Below are 15357 nucleotides of genomic sequence, written 5' to 3'. Positions count from 1 at the left end.
TTAGCCCTCCGCAGCCCGGCCCTTCTGCGGGAAGAGTCCACGCGGGCGTTTTTGAATGAATAGGATGATAAAGACCAAGACGATAATTTTGGCCAGCACTGCGCCCGCCCAAGGTTCTAATACCTGATTAATAATCCCCAGCGAGAGGCCCGCCACCAGCGTTCCCCACAGATTGCCGACGCCGCCAAACACCACCACCATAAAGGAGTCGATGATGTAGTTTTGCCCCAGGTTAGGGCCGACGTTGGTCAACTGGGAAAGCGCGACACCTGCCAAACCGGCCACGCCCGAACCCAGTGCGAAGGTCATAATATCGACACGGGTAGCGCGAATGCCCATCGAGCGGGCCATGGCCCTATTTTGCGTCACGGCGCGCACATCAAGCCCTAGCCGTGTGCGGCGCATAATCAGCATCAGCGCCGCAAACACCACCAGCGCAAAACCGAGCACCACCATACGGTTAAGCGTGAGAGACAGCGCATCATTGATCACTAAAGAGCCGCTCATCCACTCAGGGGTAATCACCGTACGGTTAAGCGGTGAAATAACGGTGCGCACCAGTTGCTGTAGAATCAAGCTGATACCGAAGGTCGCCAGCAAGGTTTCCAGCGGGCGGCCTTTTAAAAACTGAATAACGCCGCGCTCGATGGCAATACCCGCCAGCGCTGCGACCATAAAGCCCGCAGGAATAGCAAGAATCAGCGCCAGCCCCGGCTGGCCGGGCAGCAGCTGCTGCATTCCCCAGGTGGTATAAGCGCCCAGCATCATCAGCTCACCGTGGGCCATATTGATCACGCCCATGACGCCAAAGGTAATCGCCAGGCCTATCGCTGCCAGCACTAGTACCGAGCCGAGACTTAAACCGAAGTAGAGCGTTTCCAAGCCACGATTAATCTTGAGATTTTGTTCAATGCTGCCCAAAGCGCTCGCCGCTGCGTCTGCCACAATGGGGTCATCTCCGTTCACGGCGCGGCTTAGCGCGACTCGGGCGCGAGGATGCAGACTGCCACGCAGCGCTTCAACGCCCGCCAGCTCACCGCTTTCCACTTGGTAGATCGCTAACGCTTGGGAAAGCCTGCGGACAACCTGGCTATCCTGCTCGCCGGCAATCAGCTCACTGAGCGGCTCGGCCAGCGTTTCATCCACTTCGCCCAATAGCCGTTCTGCCGAGTGGCGACGACGCTCAATGTTAGGCGAGTAAAGGTCAACCACGGCGATGGCGCTACGCAGCTGATTGCGCAGCGCGTTATTTATGCCGATACGATCTAAGTCGCGGCGCGACATCTGGCCCAGCGCTTCGCCCGTTAGTACATCGGCAACCGGCCACTCGCGGCCGCTGTTGTCGAGCACCAGCACTATTCTGCCATCGTCGGTACTCTGTAAGCGGCCATCCAATAGCGCCTGCAGCCAATCGCGGGCGCGCTCATCATCGCTTTGCAAAATAGCGGTGATGGCGTCGCCTTTAGCGCTATATGATTTAACGTTCAGCGCTTCTAGCAGCTCAAGGGCGGCGGCGTCAGCGTTAGCTGTAGAACTCGTTTGGGCTTGCGAGGTGACTGTGATGCTCAACAACAGCAGGCACAGTAGCCCTAAGGAAAGGAAACGCCTCATGGGGTTCTTCCTTTGGTTATCTGAGAGGGAAAGGTAGCGTGCTCCTCTACGCCTCACTTTTCAGTCAGGCGTAGAGGGAAATCATCGTTATTCTGCGAGGGCCGCTTCGGCTTCTTCTACGGCGGTACTGCCGCCGCACGAGCCGTTAACGACGTTAAAGTTGCCGCATTCCATCGGCTTGCGCCAATCGGCAATCAGATCACGCGAACCGGGTAGGTAATCCGACCAAGCATCGCCTGCCACGGTAGACGGCGTCTGCCAGACAATATCAAACTGGCCGTTGTCTTGAATTTCACCAATCAGCACCGGCTTGGTGATGTGATGGTTGGGCATCATCGCCGCGTAGCCACCGGATAGATTCGGCACCGTCACGCCAATAATCGCATCTTTTACGCTGTCGACATCGGTGGTGCCTGCTTTACGAACCGCTTCTGCCCACATATTAAACCCAATGTAGTGTGCTTCCATCGGGTCATTCGTCACTGCCTCTTCGTCGCCGGTGTAGTCGATCCAGGCATCGATAAAGTCATAGTTGTCATCATTATCGACGCTCATGAAGTAGTTCCAAGCGGCTAAATGACCCACTAGCGGGCCCGTATCGATACCGGTAAGCTCCTGTTCGCCCACGGAGAAGGCGATGACCGGAATATCGGCGGCATCGATGCCCTGGTTAGCAAGCTCGGTGTAGAACGGCACGTTGGCATCGCCATTAATCGTTGAGATGACGGCGGTACGCTTACCCTCTTCGCCAAAACGGCTCAGCTCAGACACGATATTCTGCCAATCGGAATGACCGAATGGCGTGTAATTGACCATGATGTCTTCGTCGGCGATGCCATACTCATCTTTGAGAAACGCCTCAAGAATCCGGTTAGTCGTGCGCGGATACACGTAGTCGGTGCCGATCAGCGCGAAGCGTTCGATACCCACTTCGTTGATCAGATACTCAACGGCAGGAATCGCCTGCTGGTTAGGCGCCGCGCCGGTGTAGAAGACATTTTCTGAGGACTCCTCACCTTCGTACTGCACCGGGTAGAAAAGCAGGCCGTTGAGTTCTTCCACGACGGGCAGCACCGCTTTACGGGAAACCGAGGTCCAGTTACCGAAAATAACGTCAACTTCTTCCTGAGCCAGCAGCTCACGGGCGCGTTCAGCAAACAGCGGCCAGTTAGAAGCGGGGTCGACGACAACGGCCTCTAGCTGGCGACCCAGCAGGCCACCCGCTTCGTTCTGCTGTTCAATCAACATTTCGACGGTGTCTTTAAGAACGGTCTCACTGATCGCCATAGTGCCGGAGAGCGAATGTAGAATGCCGACCTTAATCGGATCTTCGCTCTGATCAGCATCTTGAGCGATGGCCTGAGCACTGGCCCCCATCACGACAGCGGCTAGCAAGGCGAGCGCAAAGCGACCCGGCGAGCGGGTTGCGCTCAGGTGTGTCGAGCGAGCGCTTGTGTTGTATGGCAATGTGATCACTTGAACCTCCTTGCACCCCTTATGTGTGGGGCTTGTTAATTGGCGTCGCATTTAGGGCTGCGATGTTAGTTCCCCCAATACGTCCACTAGCCATTAACACCTGCAAGGGGTGCGCCAGATTGGCACAACACTTATTTACAGCCATTTATTCAATGACTTATTGATATTATAAAAAACCATAGTCTAGCCGAATGCACCAACATTAAGCACGACGCCTGAGCTTAAGCACGCTATCAATGCACCAATAAAACCCTGTGCACCAATCGGGTAATTGTCGGGCGTCGACACACAACAGCAATGCTAAGCTCACCATTTGATTACAAAACCGACAAAAGCGTGAGATACAAAAAAGGAGCCTGGGTATCCCCAAGACTCCTTATTAATCATCCAAAACACCCCACTAATGAGTTACATAGCGGTACGTTTCTTGCGGCGTTTTTTCAGTAGCGGTAAGCCAAGCGATAGTAAGGCAACCAGCAGCAGCCCCAGCGCAATCGGCTTATCGACGAACGTTGTCCAATCGCCACCCGAGATTTGCAGCGCACGACGCATGGACTCTTCCATGATATTACCCAAAATCAGCGCCAGGATTAGCGGCGCCGCCGGGAAACCAAACAGACGCATTCCCAGGCCAACCAAGCCAAAGCCCAACAGCAGCAGCAGATCAAACACGCTGAAGCTCATGCCGTAAACGCCGATCATGCAGAAGATTAGGATGAGCGATAACAGCAATGGGCGGGGCATATCGAGAATTTTGGCGATATAGGGAATCAGCGGCAGGTTAAGCGCCAGCAGGAAGATATTGCCAATATACATACTGGCAACCACGCTCCAGAACACGTCCGGGCGCTGCTCAAGCATCATGGGGCCAGGGTTCACGCCCATTACCAGCAGCGCACCCAGTAGCACCGCGGTAGTACCCGAGCCCGGCACGCCTAGCGTTAATAGCGGTACAAAGGAGCCGGTACAAGCAGCGTTATTGGCGGCTTCTGGTGCCGCAACGCCCTTGATATTGCCCTGTCCAAAGGTGTGGCCATCTTTAGCAATACGCTTTTCCATACTGTAGCCCAAAAATGAGCCGATGGTTGCGCCCGCACCTGGCAGTACGCCGGTAAAGAAACCCAGTACCGAGCTACGGCCAATGGGGCCAGCGATCTCTTTTACTTCACTGCGAGTCAACTTCAGCGAGCCAATCGCATTGCGCGGCACTTCTTTGCCACCGCCGCCGCGCAGCAGCATATAAAACACCTCGGCAAGCGCGAAAATACCCAGCGCTACGACAAGGAAATCAATGCCATCGAGAAGCTGAATGGAGCCAAACGTATAGCGCTCGGTGCCGGTCTGCATATCGATACCCACAATCGAGATAATCACCCCAACCACGGCGGCAATGAGCCCTTTGACCAGAGACTTATCCGACAGCGAGACCACGGCGGTTAAGCCCAGCACCATCAGTGCAAAGTACTCAGAAGGGCCAAAGCTGACGGCCACTTTCGACAACAGCGGTGCGATCAGCATTAAGAAAATAACGGAAACAGTGCCGCCGATAAAGGAAGCGTAGGCGGCAATCGCCAGCGCTTTGCCCGCTTGCCCTTTTTTAGCCATCGGGTAGCCATCAAAAGAGGTCGCCACCGTGCCCGCCACGCCGGGGGCGTTGAGCAGTATCGAAGACGTAGAGCCGCCGAAGATGGCGCCGTAATAAACCCCCGCCATTAAAATTAAACCTGACGAAGGCTCCATGGCAAAGGTAATAGGAATCATAAGGGCAAGTGCGCTGATAGGGCCTAAGCCCGGCAGCATGCCGATAATAGTGCCGGCGAATACGCCAGCAAACACGTAAGCGATATTGATCGGCTCAAGCGCGATGCCAAAGCCGTACATCAGATTATTGAAGGCATCCATGGGAATTACTCTCTTAAAGACCTGCTAGCTTAATTTCGACTAAAACGGCTGGTTTAGAAAGGCAGCACGCCAGTGGGTAGATAGACGTCCATCACTCGCGTCATGGTGAGATAAAGCGCTAACACCACCCCCAGTGACGTAGCGAGGTTAACCGTATGGCGGCGGTAGCCGTAGTAAGCCGTTAAACCCACGCAAAGCAGCGTCGAGGCGAGCACGAAGCCAATCGGTACCAGTAAAAATGCATAGGCGGCAATTGCCAGCGAGGTCACGATGACTCGTGCCCAGGGCGTTAATAGCAGCGGCCCTTGTTGTGCCTCTTGATCAATTTCGTCAGCACCGGCAATCGGCGTAGGCTTCTCAAAGAACAGAAAGCCCGACAGGATCAATAAAGAAAATCCTAATACTTTGGGAAACAGGTCTGAATCGACCGGCCGCGGTAGCGGGAAAGTCGGGATTTGCCATGCCATCGCGATGTAGGCGACAGCCAATAGCGCCAATATCAGCGCTAACCACTGATTGGTATTTAAACGAGTCATAGGAATCTCTCCGAAGGAGCCAACGCACCGACTGTCGTTAACAACCCGTTTTAGTCACGGTTTTTTAAGAAAAAACAAGTGGTTAACAACAGGGGTGCCCCAGCCGCACTTAGGCGGCTGGGTTATACAGGAGTAGGATTACTGGCGCAGCAAACCAAGCTCACTCAGCACACCGCTGAACTGCTCTTGCTGCTGATCCAGGAAGGCACCAAATTCTTCGCTGTTTTGGTAGGCGTCGATCCAGCCCAGCTGGTCGCTCGCTTCACGCCAGGCGTCGGTTTCAAGCATTTCAGCGAACAGATCTTCGTAGTAAGCCACAGCTTCTTCAGGCATATCCGGCGTGCCCATGATGCCGCGCCAGATATCGAAGGTGTAGTCGTAGCCTTGTTCCTGGTAGGTAGGTACGTCGGCTAAGCCGCCACCCAAGCGCTCTTCAGAGGAAACACCCAGCGCGCGGAGCTGGCTACCTTCACCCAATTGGCCAACTGACTCGCCAGCACCGGTGATGACCGCTTCAATATGGCCACCCATCAGGTTAGTCATGGCATCGCCGCCGCCCGAAAACGGAATATAGTTGATGTCCGCAGCATCAATACCCGCCGCTGAGGCCAAACCTGCCACAGAGATATGATCCATCGAACCCGGTGCACTACCACCGCCAACACTCAAACGGGGGTTCTCTTTAAGAGCCGCAAACAGATCTTCCAGCGTTTGATACTCAGAGTCTGCCGCGACCAGAATGATCGAGTAGTCGGTATTAATTCTAGCGACCGGGGTAAAGTCTGTGTGGTCATAGCGTGAGGCGCCTGCCAGCGGCACCAAAATCATCGGTGGGCTGGTCGCAAATAGCTTGTGCGGATTGCCGGCGTCGCGCGCCACTTGTGCCCAGGCGACGGCACCGCCACCGCCGGGTACGTTGATCGCGGCGAAGCTTTCATCGGCCAGACCTTCTTGCTGGATCACCCGCGACATGGTGCGGGCAAGCGTGTCCCAACCACCGCCCGGATTAGCTGGCGCGACGAATTCAATAGAGCGGCTTGGTGTCCACTCTTGCGCCTGTGCGGCGGTCGTCATTCCAGCAAATGCGGCTAGTGGTAGAGCAAATACAGATAAGCGCTTAAGAGTAAGCGAGGTCATGATGGCGTTCTCCAGATCTCAGTGTTGTTGTATGGTTATTTGTATAAATATTGGTCTTATTATGTGATGACACGTCGCGAACGTTAGAAGACCGTGCCCCTGACCGACAAGCTTATGCGCATAAAAGACAAAAAGTTCTTTATGGGCATTTTGTTCATTGTGCTCACTCGCCTTAACCGCGCATTAACGTTGTGACGGCGCATCTTCCATAATGCGCCGCCTTCCATTGCTACCGGCTTCCCAAATTCAGCTTAGCCGTGAAGCATCCTTGGATCAAACGGCTATCACGCCGAGTAAAACAGCACACATCAATAGTACAATACTCAACCCCCACATCCAGAAGAACGAGTAGCGCAAGTGCTTGTGCATCTCTAGACCGGAGAGCCCTAGCGCCAGCCACACGGCGGGAGCCAAGGGAGATACGAAGGTGCCCACGATGTTACCAATGACCATGGCATAGGCTGTTGAATACGAGTCGATATCAAAGGAGAGACCGATTTGTTCTACCACAGGGAACAGAGCGAAGTAGTAGGCATCCGTACTAAGCAGCAAGTCCAACGGCACACCCAGCACCCCAATAATAATATGCAGATAGTCGGAGAAGGCGCTCGGTAGCACCGTCACCACATCATTGGCGATGGCATTTAACATGCCCGTACCGTTCAAGACTCCCAGGAACAGGCCAGCGGAGATAATGATAGAGGCCATTGTTAAGGCACTCGGCGCATGCGCTTGAATGCGCGCCATTTGCTCTTTAGGCGTACGATAGTTCACCAGCAGCGCCACAGCGACACCCAGTAAGAACGCCAACCCCGCAGGCAATATACCGGCAACCAGAATCGTGATGACGGCAATAGCGATGATGGCATTAACCCAGATCAGCTTTGGTCGCAGCAGGCTGACATCAACATCATTTGAGAACACGCCTTGGGTTAGTGAGCCTTCGTCATGCTCCTGGCCCGGCTGAAGCGTGCCGTAGGTTCTTAAAATCCGGCGCTTTTCCAGAATTCCCATAAAAACCGCCAGCGCCAGCATTAACACTACGCCGATGGCCTGAATCTGAATTAGTGGATACCATAATTCGGTGACATCTACATCAAGTACCGATGCCACTCGCCCCAATGGCCCGCCCCACGGCACCATATTCACAATGGAGGCAGAGCCTGCAATAAGCAGCAATAGTAAGTAAGGATTCATGCGTAGCCGCAGATAGAGCGGCAATAGTGCCGGTATAGTGATCAGGAATGTGGATGCGCCGGAGCCATCTAACTGAGCCACCATGGCAATGAGCACGGTAATCAGAGCGACGGTAATAATATTGCCTCTCGATAGCGCGATCATCTTATTGATCACCGGCTCAAACAGCCCCGTGTCCTGCATGATTCCAAAGAAAATAATGGCGAAAATGAACATTACTGCGACGTTCATCACGGAGCTTAGCCCCGCACTAAAAAACTCGCCTAGATCCGTCGCATCAAAGCCTGCCGCAAAAGCTGCGATTACCGGCGGAATAACCATTGCCACCAGAGGAGAAACGCGCCCACTAATAAGGAGGCCGACGATAACGATGATGGTGATAAAACCAATGACACTTAAGCTCATTCGTCATTAACCTTTTCTTTAATTCTTAAGCTTAATCATCCCTAGCAACGCAGAACACGCGCCCGCCTTAAGTCTCAATAGACTTATTGACGAGCCACATCGCGCTCAGCCACACCAGGTGCATAGCAACAGGCGTCGGTTGGCTAATAACTGAGTCGGGGTATTCTCCCCGCCCTAGGAATTGACTAGCGTTAGAAATTGGCTGAAATGGGAAGGATCCTGCGCATTCACCTCGGGGGTGACACTAGGTCCAGTCAGGAACATCTGAGGCAGTCCAGACCCTTTAAAACGCCTTAATGTCAGGGATTCTGACGATCATGGCGCTCTTCTTGTGAAGAAATCATTACTAAGCTGGCGTGCTGAACGCACATTAAAGGATTGGCACAACGCCTCTCAACGTTATGAACATAATGAACAAAAAGTTCATTTTGAGCGTTGTGTGCATTTTGTTCACGCGGCCCCGTCTTCTCTTGCGACGCTACTCCTCTTCACACCAAGGCAAGGCGTCACCGACCAAACGATAGCGGCGCTCGGGCCTGCCGACATCGCCGTAGCCCAGCTCGGCGTTTACCAGCTGCACCGAAACCAAAAACTCTAAATAGCGGCGCGCCGTGGAGCGGCTAGTGCCCATCTCCCGCGCTACCTGCATCGCAGCCTGAGGCTGAGATGATGCCTGAAGCGCAGCCACCACCGCACGCAGGGTTAGGCGATCAATACCTTTGGGAAGCACGCGTGTTTTCTGCGACGAACGTCCCGCACCACTGGGTTGTAATCGGGCCAGTACGTGATCCAATTCATCCTGGCTCAGCTCTGCGTAGTTGGCCAACACTTCGCGCTCACGGCGAAAACGAATGAGCATCTGGCTCATCCGGGCGGCTTCAATCGGCTTAATCAAATAATCAAAAACCCCACCGCGCAGCGCCTCGCTAATCGTTTCCACCTCACGAGCTGCCGTAACCATCACGATATCCACATGCACGTAGTCGCGCCGGATAGCCCATAAAAGCTCCAGCCCTTCTACATCGGGTAAGTAGGCATCCAGCAAAATCAGATGAATATCATCGGCATACTGGGCCATCAGCGCTTTAGCCTCACTGCCATTTCGCGCCATACCGACGACGTAAAAACCGTCGCTTTGCTCAATAAAGGCTTTATGAATATCGGCAATGCGAAAATCATCTTCGATGACCAAAATACCGTATTGCTTGGCAGACATGCATTTTCCCCTAGCAATGTTTCATCATTGTTGTAGTGGCAATGTGTAGTGGCGGTGGTAACAGGCGCCGGTGTTGCTCATTTGTGTCGATTAGACCCAAAGCGCTGCGTTCATACGGTGCGGGAAGCGGCGCACAGCGAGCGGTCTAGCACGGCGATAAAGCACGCGCCCTCAAGCTCACTTTCCTCTAGCGTCACTGCTCCTCCGTTTTGACGACACAGCCTTGCGACGAGCGCTAAGCCAATGCCCTGGTGCTTGCCGTTTTTGGTTGAAAAGCCATCTTGGAAAATCGACTCTGCGAGTTCAGCGGGAACGCCTAGGCCGTTATCTTCCACCTCAATCAACAGCTGCTCGCCTAGGTCGGTGAAAAACAGGCGCACTTTAGGCTCCTTACTCGGCCCGTTAAGCGCGGCATGGCAGGCGTTATCTAGCAGGTTGCCAACCACACTCATCATGACTTCTTGCCCGGTAGGCGTGAGCGGGCAAGAAAGCGAGCTTTGCGAGTCGATTTCCAGTACCACGCCAAGCTCCCGCGCCCGAGTGAGTTTACCCAGTAGCGTGCCACTAAGCACGGCGTCAGCCACATGGCGCATTAAAAAGCTCATCTGTGCCTGGGCGAGCTCCGTTTCTTGGTGGATCAGCGCCAGCGCCTCGTCAGTGCGCTTTAGCTGCAGCAAGCCCGAAATAGTGTAAAGCTTATTAGAAAACTCATGCGCCTGAGCGCGCAGCATATCCACGTCGCGGCTTGCCTGGGTCAGTGCTTGAGACAGATCAATGATCTCGCGGCGGCTACGAAAGGTCGCCACCGCGCCCTCGATCTCGCCCTCATGCAGAATCGGTACTCGGTTCACCACCACTGGGTGATCGCCTAGCCACATCTCCTGATCAAACTCCCGCTCGCCGTGCTTGAGGACTTCTAAAAGCCGAGAATTCGGTACCACCCCGCGGATGGGCTGCCCGAGCAGCACATGCGCATCGTCTAGATTAAGAAAGCGCCGCGCCTGCTGATTAACCAGGGTGATATGACCCTCACGATTAACCGCCAGCACGCCCTCGTGAATCGATTGCAAAATGGCCTCTTTTTCCATCGCTAAGCGGGCAATTTCATAGGGTTCAAGCCCCAGAATCACGCGTTTAAGATGCTGTGACAGCCCGTAAGCTCCGGCAAACCCTAAGCAAATCATTAATCCGACCAGCCACCAGCCGAAGCTGGTGTATCTTCCGACGTCCATGGCGACGCGATCCATCATAAAGCCGACGGAAACAACGCCAATGATATTACCCTCCTCATCCCAAATGGGGGCTTTTCCTCGCATGGCGGTACCCAACGAGCCGGTCGCCTCTGAGACATAAAATTGACCATAAATCAGCGCTTGGTCGTTGTCTCCTCCCACCATTTTCTCACCAATCCGCTCCTGCACCGGATGCGAGTAGCGCCTGCTTTGCGCATCACCAACCACCACGTAGCGCGCCCCCGTTTCATGGCGAATGCGCTCTGCTAGCGGCTGAATAATGAAAGACGGGTCGGGAATAGCAAACGCGTTGATAATTTGCGGCATTGACGCCACCGTTTTAGCTACCGCCAGCGCCCGCTCGCCCATCTGCTGGCTAATAATTTCCGACTTACGATGATTGAGATACGTACCCTGTGCCAGTAGCATGCCGGCTAGCAGTAGCCCGACTAACAGCATTACCTGAAGGCGAAAACTGCGTTTATACCAGCTGCGTCTGGCGCGAGTACGGCGCCAGCGCTGTAGGTCAGCTAAGGTGCGGGGACGAGAAATGGTCATAGATACGCTCAAAATACGTGACAGCGTCATTATGACACGCGCCGGCAAACGACGTTGAACGTCGCCACTTTCTGTCATCGTTCGCTGATATAATGGCTGAATGCCTTACTCAAGGAGGGACGTTGTGGCGATCACTCGATGGATGCTCTTGCTGGCCTGCTGGCCATTGTGGCTAACAGCAGCGTATGCCAGCCCGTTCTATGCACCACCAGCGCCGAAAGAAGACGCCCCGGTGTTCAGTGGCGATGCTGAACTCGGCTTTACCCGCCTTTCAGGCAACACCGACAGCCAAACGCTTATTGGCAAAACGCTGTTAACGTGGCTAACGGGTAACTTTACCTATTCGCTGCGCGGTGAAGTCCGCAACGTGACAAAGGATGACGAAACCAGCGCTGAGCAATATTTGGTGGCCGGACGCGAGCGCTATGACTTAGAGGGCCCACACTATTTGTTTGGATTCGCCCGCTGGGAAAAAGACCGCTTTGCCGGCTATGACCAGCAGCTCTCCGTCGTTGGCGGCTATGGCCGACAGATTTTTGAGACCGATGCTCATACGCTGTCGCTAGAAGCAGGCCCGGGCTACCGACACGACCGCTTGCGAGATGACGACAACGATCGACTGGCAGTGGCCTACACCGCACTCGACTACCGCTGGGGATTTTCTGACTATGCAGATCTTCAGCAGGAAATGTCATTGGAGTATACCGAGCAAAATATCACTTCCCGCTCGCTAACAGCGCTTACCGCACGACTCAACTCAAAGCTTTCGTTACGCCTGTCACACGAAATCAAGCACAACTCCGAGCCGCCTGCCGATGCCAGTGAGCGTACCGACAGCACCGTGAGTGCGTCACTTCTTTACCGCTGGTGAGCCAAAAGCGTGCAGGCTGATTTTTTTACGCACCAAAATAAAACGAGTTAGACGTTGGTCTATATTAGAGATATACTGTCTCCAGTTTCCTGTCCTCGCGCCATTCATTGAATGGCGCTTTTTTTTTGCTGCGCTTTCCGCATTTGCGCTGTTTCTTCATGTTCCACCCAAGGTGTTCTTATTGATGAACCAACCGACTCCAAGTGCTGAAAGCCATACGCGACACTCGCTTGGCGATCCGACCGTACTCACACTAAGTATTGGATTTATTGTCGCTTTCCTAGGCCTATCCTTTTACGACATTAACTTAGTGGCGGGTGCCATCAGCACCAGCTTCAGTTGGACGGCGTTGGTCTTTGGAAGCTACTTCCAACTACTACTGCTGCTCACGTTCTTTATTGCCATGGGGATTGCCGTCACCCCGGCGGCAAAAGCCAAAATTGGCAATTTGGATGCACCAGAAATGAGCACATTCAAGTGGCTATCGATCATTCTGTGCACGCTTTTGGCAGGTGGTGGAGTGTTTTTTGCTGCCGGTGAGCCGATTTCTCACTTTTTGGTCACGCCACCCGCGTTTGACACTGAGCCAGGCACGCCCGACGCCGTTGCAGGTGCTCTGGCGCAGGCCTTCACGCACTGGGGGTTTATTGGCTGGGCGGTACTTGGCTCGTTGTCCGCTATCGTGCTGGCGCATGCCCACTATGTAAAAGGCCAGCCGCTGCAGCCACGCACGCTGCTTTATCCTCTGTTGGGTGAACGGCTTTTGCGCGGCCCGCTGGGCGGCATCATTGATGCCTGCTGTGTGATTGCCGTTGTGGCCGGTACGGTCGGGCCGATTGGCTTTCTGGCGACCCAAGTAAGCTTTGGGCTACATGAAGTGTTTGATATTCCCGATAACTACACCAGCAAGCTGATTATTCTCGCCGTCCTGGGCACGATGTATGTGCTGTCGGCCGTCAGTGGTGTGCATAAGGGCATGCAGATACTCAGCCGCTTCAACGTCTTTCTAGCCCTGGCGGTTGGTGCGGTGATTTTCGTGTTTGGCCCCACGCTGTTTCTTTTTAACAGCTACGTTGCAGGAATGGGCACTTACATCAGTGATTTTTTCCCGATGGCAACGATGACCGCTGAAACTGCTCCCGCTTGGTGGATGCAGTGGTGGACGGTATTTTTCTTTGCCTGGTTTATCGGCTTTGGCCCGCTAGTGGCTATTTTTGTGGCGCGTATTTCCCGCGGTCGCAGCATCCGCGAGATGATTATTGCTGTGGCGATACTGGCGCCTATCGCCACCACGGTGTGGTTCACCCTGCTGGGTGGTACAGGTATCTACTACCAGATGACCGGCGTGTTTGATTTAACCGAGCCGCTAAGCAACTTCCAGTTTGATGTGGCCACCTTAGCCGTTGCCCAGTCGCTACCGGGCGGCTCCATTATGACCATGGCCATTTTGCTGCTTACAACCATCTTTGTGGCCACCACCGGCGACTCAATGAGCTACGCCATTGCCGTCGTGGGTGCAGGCCACGATGACCCAAGCGCAGTCATGCGTGCCTTCTGGGGGATCGCCATGGCGATCATGGCGGGCGTGCTTTTACATATGGGATCAGGGCAGATCGCTGCGCTTCAGCAGTTTATTGTGGTCACTGCCATTCCGGTCTCATTCATCCTGCTGCCTTCGTTATGGGATGGCCCTAAAGCGGCCTATGCCATGGCGCGTGAGCAAGGGATTATTGACCGTTAATCAAACCCGCTGCTATTAATCACGGCAGTGACGTTTGGCATAGCCTCATTAGAGGCTATGCATTCCCTCACCGAATACACTATCGTAATAAGAACCTTGGGTAGCCCTACCACCTCAAAAAAAATAACTATCTGATTAATAAGAACTTTAGCCATCAAAGCTAGCGTATATGATCAGTTTCTGAAGCGATTATAAAACAGCGTCCAATAGAATCATGAGAATTCGGAATGCATACGCAACTTAATTTCTTTTGTCTGCCGCCCTTCGTACGTGAACAATAGCCAGTCAATTCTCCGCTCGCGCTTTCGTTTAGCCGCCTTTGGTCAATGCACCGAAGGCTCGGCACCGCAATGAGCGGCACTGAACCATTACAAATAATCTTACTAGCAGGAGTTAACATGAAGCTTTCCCTGTCCAAGGTCTTCTGTGGCTTAAGTGCCAGCATTTTCCTCGCGGGATGTAGTAGCGAAAGCAAGCCTAATATTGCGGTTGGGCCTCCTGCCAGCACAACGCAAAGCGTTTCTCAGCTGCTTTTTGATGCTTACGGCATTGGCAGCGACAAATACAAGACATATCAGGAAGGCTTTGGCGCCGCGCTCGACGGTGTACAAGATGGCAATATTGATATTTCGATCGGCATTCTGGGCTTGCCTTCAGGCAGCATTGAAAACCTGCAGGCATCTAGTGGCGATGTCCGCTTGATGAGCCTAAGCGACGATGCAATTGATTACATCGAAGCGAATAGCGCCTATAAGCGGTTTACAATTCCGGCCAAAAGTTACGACTTCCAGGATGCTGACGTTGAAACTATCACGGCCTATGCCATTTTGGTGGGTAACACTCAGACCATCGACGAGGAGCTGGGCTATCAGCTAGCGCGCTTGATGCACGAGCATGCTGAAGAGAACACTCACGCTCAATCAGCGTTTATAACGTTGGAAAATGCCCTGAATGGCTCTGAAGGTCTGCCTATTCATCCTGGTGCCAAACGCTATTACGAAGAACAGGGATTGACTGTCGATAACCCTGTCGCTGAACTGGGTGATATCGAGCCTAAAGGTGAGTTCATTCTGGGCACCGGTAGCCAGGGCGGCACTTACTATCCGCTGGGTGGCGAAATGGCGACTATCTGGAATCGCTACCTAGACGGTCAAAATTTCACCAACATTGAAACCGGCGCCTCTATCGAGAACCTGGTAAGCATCCGCGACAATACGATGGATTTGGGCATGACCGTTCACGCGCCCGCCCAAGAAGCTGTTGAAGGCCGCGGTGAGTTCGAAGGTGGCCCCATCGGCAACGTTGCCTTTATCGGCCACATTTACCCAGAAATTATCCAAATTGTTACTCGCGAACGCTCCAAGATTGAAAGCCTAAGCGATCTGGCTGATTAACAACTCCTTATATCGCCGCTGGGTAAACCAGCGGCGTCATCCGCATGAGGCTTAACCGTGGATAAAAAAAAACATCTGATG

The 15357-nt window shown here is 53.7% G+C and carries 11 protein-coding genes; 3 read left to right on the top strand and 8 right to left on the bottom strand.

What is annotated here, in order from left to right; genetic code table 11:
* From urtB to ACT3TF_RS06295, 8 genes are all read right to left on the bottom strand, one after another.
* Window positions 1–1611 carry an urea ABC transporter permease subunit UrtB gene (gene urtB / locus ACT3TF_RS06330; RefSeq protein ID WP_096277239.1) on the bottom strand — a complete coding sequence of 537 codons (1611 nt, stop codon included), beginning with the start codon at window positions 1609–1611 and terminating at the stop codon, window positions 1–3.
* 87 nt (window positions 1612–1698) lie between these two features.
* Window positions 1699–2988 (bottom strand): urea ABC transporter substrate-binding protein, encoded by a 1290-nt coding sequence (urtA, locus tag ACT3TF_RS06325; protein WP_444672020.1) that lies wholly within the window; start codon window positions 2986–2988, stop codon window positions 1699–1701.
* Window positions 2989–3495: 507 nt separating this feature from the next.
* The gene (locus ACT3TF_RS06320; protein WP_444671811.1) at window positions 3496–4989 is read right to left on the bottom strand and encodes a tripartite tricarboxylate transporter permease; all 1494 of its coding nucleotides are present in this window, start codon (window positions 4987–4989) and stop codon (window positions 3496–3498) included.
* A gap of 53 nt (window positions 4990–5042) precedes the next feature.
* Window positions 5043–5525: a tripartite tricarboxylate transporter TctB family protein gene (locus ACT3TF_RS06315; protein WP_441686699.1), complete on the bottom strand. Its 483-nt coding sequence runs from the start codon at window positions 5523–5525 to the stop codon at window positions 5043–5045.
* Window positions 5526–5663: 138 nt separating this feature from the next.
* Window positions 5664–6662 carry a Bug family tripartite tricarboxylate transporter substrate binding protein gene (locus ACT3TF_RS06310; RefSeq protein WP_444671810.1) on the bottom strand — a complete coding sequence of 333 codons (999 nt, stop codon included), beginning with the start codon at window positions 6660–6662 and terminating at the stop codon, window positions 5664–5666.
* Window positions 6663–6935: 273 nt separating this feature from the next.
* Window positions 6936–8264, bottom strand: a complete 1329-nt coding sequence (locus tag ACT3TF_RS06305; RefSeq protein WP_441686701.1) for a CitMHS family transporter — start codon at window positions 8262–8264, stop codon at window positions 6936–6938.
* A gap of 478 nt (window positions 8265–8742) precedes the next feature.
* Entirely contained in the window at window positions 8743–9480 is a 738-nt protein-coding gene (locus ACT3TF_RS06300) for a response regulator (protein ID WP_444671809.1), read from the bottom strand.
* Window positions 9481–9590: 110 nt separating this feature from the next.
* Window positions 9591–11270 (bottom strand): ATP-binding protein, encoded by a 1680-nt coding sequence (locus ACT3TF_RS06295; protein WP_441686703.1) that lies wholly within the window; start codon window positions 11268–11270, stop codon window positions 9591–9593.
* Window positions 11271–11412: 142 nt separating this feature from the next.
* Between ACT3TF_RS06295 and ACT3TF_RS06290 the strand changes: the two genes are divergently transcribed.
* The 3 genes from ACT3TF_RS06290 to ACT3TF_RS06280 all read left to right on the top strand — a co-directional run bounded on the left by ACT3TF_RS06290 (window position 11413) and on the right by ACT3TF_RS06280 (window position 15276).
* Window positions 11413–12141, top strand: a complete 729-nt coding sequence (locus ACT3TF_RS06290; RefSeq protein WP_444672019.1) for a DUF481 domain-containing protein — start codon at window positions 11413–11415, stop codon at window positions 12139–12141.
* A 184-nt stretch (window positions 12142–12325) separates the two neighbouring features.
* Window positions 12326–13882, top strand: coding sequence for a BCCT family transporter (locus tag ACT3TF_RS06285; protein ID WP_444671808.1), 1557 nt, complete (start codon window positions 12326–12328; stop codon window positions 13880–13882).
* Window positions 13883–14280: 398 nt separating this feature from the next.
* The gene (locus tag ACT3TF_RS06280) at window positions 14281–15276 is read left to right on the top strand and encodes a TAXI family TRAP transporter solute-binding subunit (protein WP_441686705.1); all 996 of its coding nucleotides are present in this window, start codon (window positions 14281–14283) and stop codon (window positions 15274–15276) included.
* The last annotated feature ends 81 nt before the right edge of the window (window positions 15277–15357 follow it).

This window comes from Halomonas sp. AOP25-F1-15 (assembly GCF_052378675.1).
Lineage (GTDB): Bacteria > Pseudomonadota > Gammaproteobacteria > Pseudomonadales > Halomonadaceae > Vreelandella > Vreelandella casei.
This window is presented reverse-complemented; position numbering and strand designations above follow the sequence as displayed.

Coding starts and splice junctions, on each gene's coding strand:
- ACT3TF_RS06310 (WP_444671810.1), bottom strand. CDS start 6,662: ATGACCTCGCTTACTCTTAAGCGCTTATCTGTATTTGCTCTACCACTA.
- ACT3TF_RS06300 (WP_444671809.1), bottom strand. CDS start 9,480: ATGTCTGCCAAGCAATACGGTATTTTGGTCATCGAAGATGATTTTCGC.
- ACT3TF_RS06295 (WP_441686703.1), bottom strand. CDS start 11,270: ATGACCATTTCTCGTCCCCGCACCTTAGCTGACCTACAGCGCTGGCGC.
- ACT3TF_RS06305 (WP_441686701.1), bottom strand. CDS start 8,264: ATGAGCTTAAGTGTCATTGGTTTTATCACCATCATCGTTATCGTCGGC.
- ACT3TF_RS06290 (WP_444672019.1), top strand. CDS start 11,413: ATGCTCTTGCTGGCCTGCTGGCCATTGTGGCTAACAGCAGCGTATGCC.
- ACT3TF_RS06320 (WP_444671811.1), bottom strand. CDS start 4,989: ATGGATGCCTTCAATAATCTGATGTACGGCTTTGGCATCGCGCTTGAG.
- ACT3TF_RS06315 (WP_441686699.1), bottom strand. CDS start 5,525: ATGACTCGTTTAAATACCAATCAGTGGTTAGCGCTGATATTGGCGCTA.
- ACT3TF_RS06280 (WP_441686705.1), top strand. CDS start 14,281: ATGAAGCTTTCCCTGTCCAAGGTCTTCTGTGGCTTAAGTGCCAGCATT.
- ACT3TF_RS06285 (WP_444671808.1), top strand. CDS start 12,326: ATGAACCAACCGACTCCAAGTGCTGAAAGCCATACGCGACACTCGCTT.
- urtB (WP_096277239.1), bottom strand. CDS start 1,611: ATGAGGCGTTTCCTTTCCTTAGGGCTACTGTGCCTGCTGTTGTTGAGC.
- urtA (WP_444672020.1), bottom strand. CDS start 2,988: ATGGGGGCCAGTGCTCAGGCCATCGCTCAAGATGCTGATCAGAGCGAA.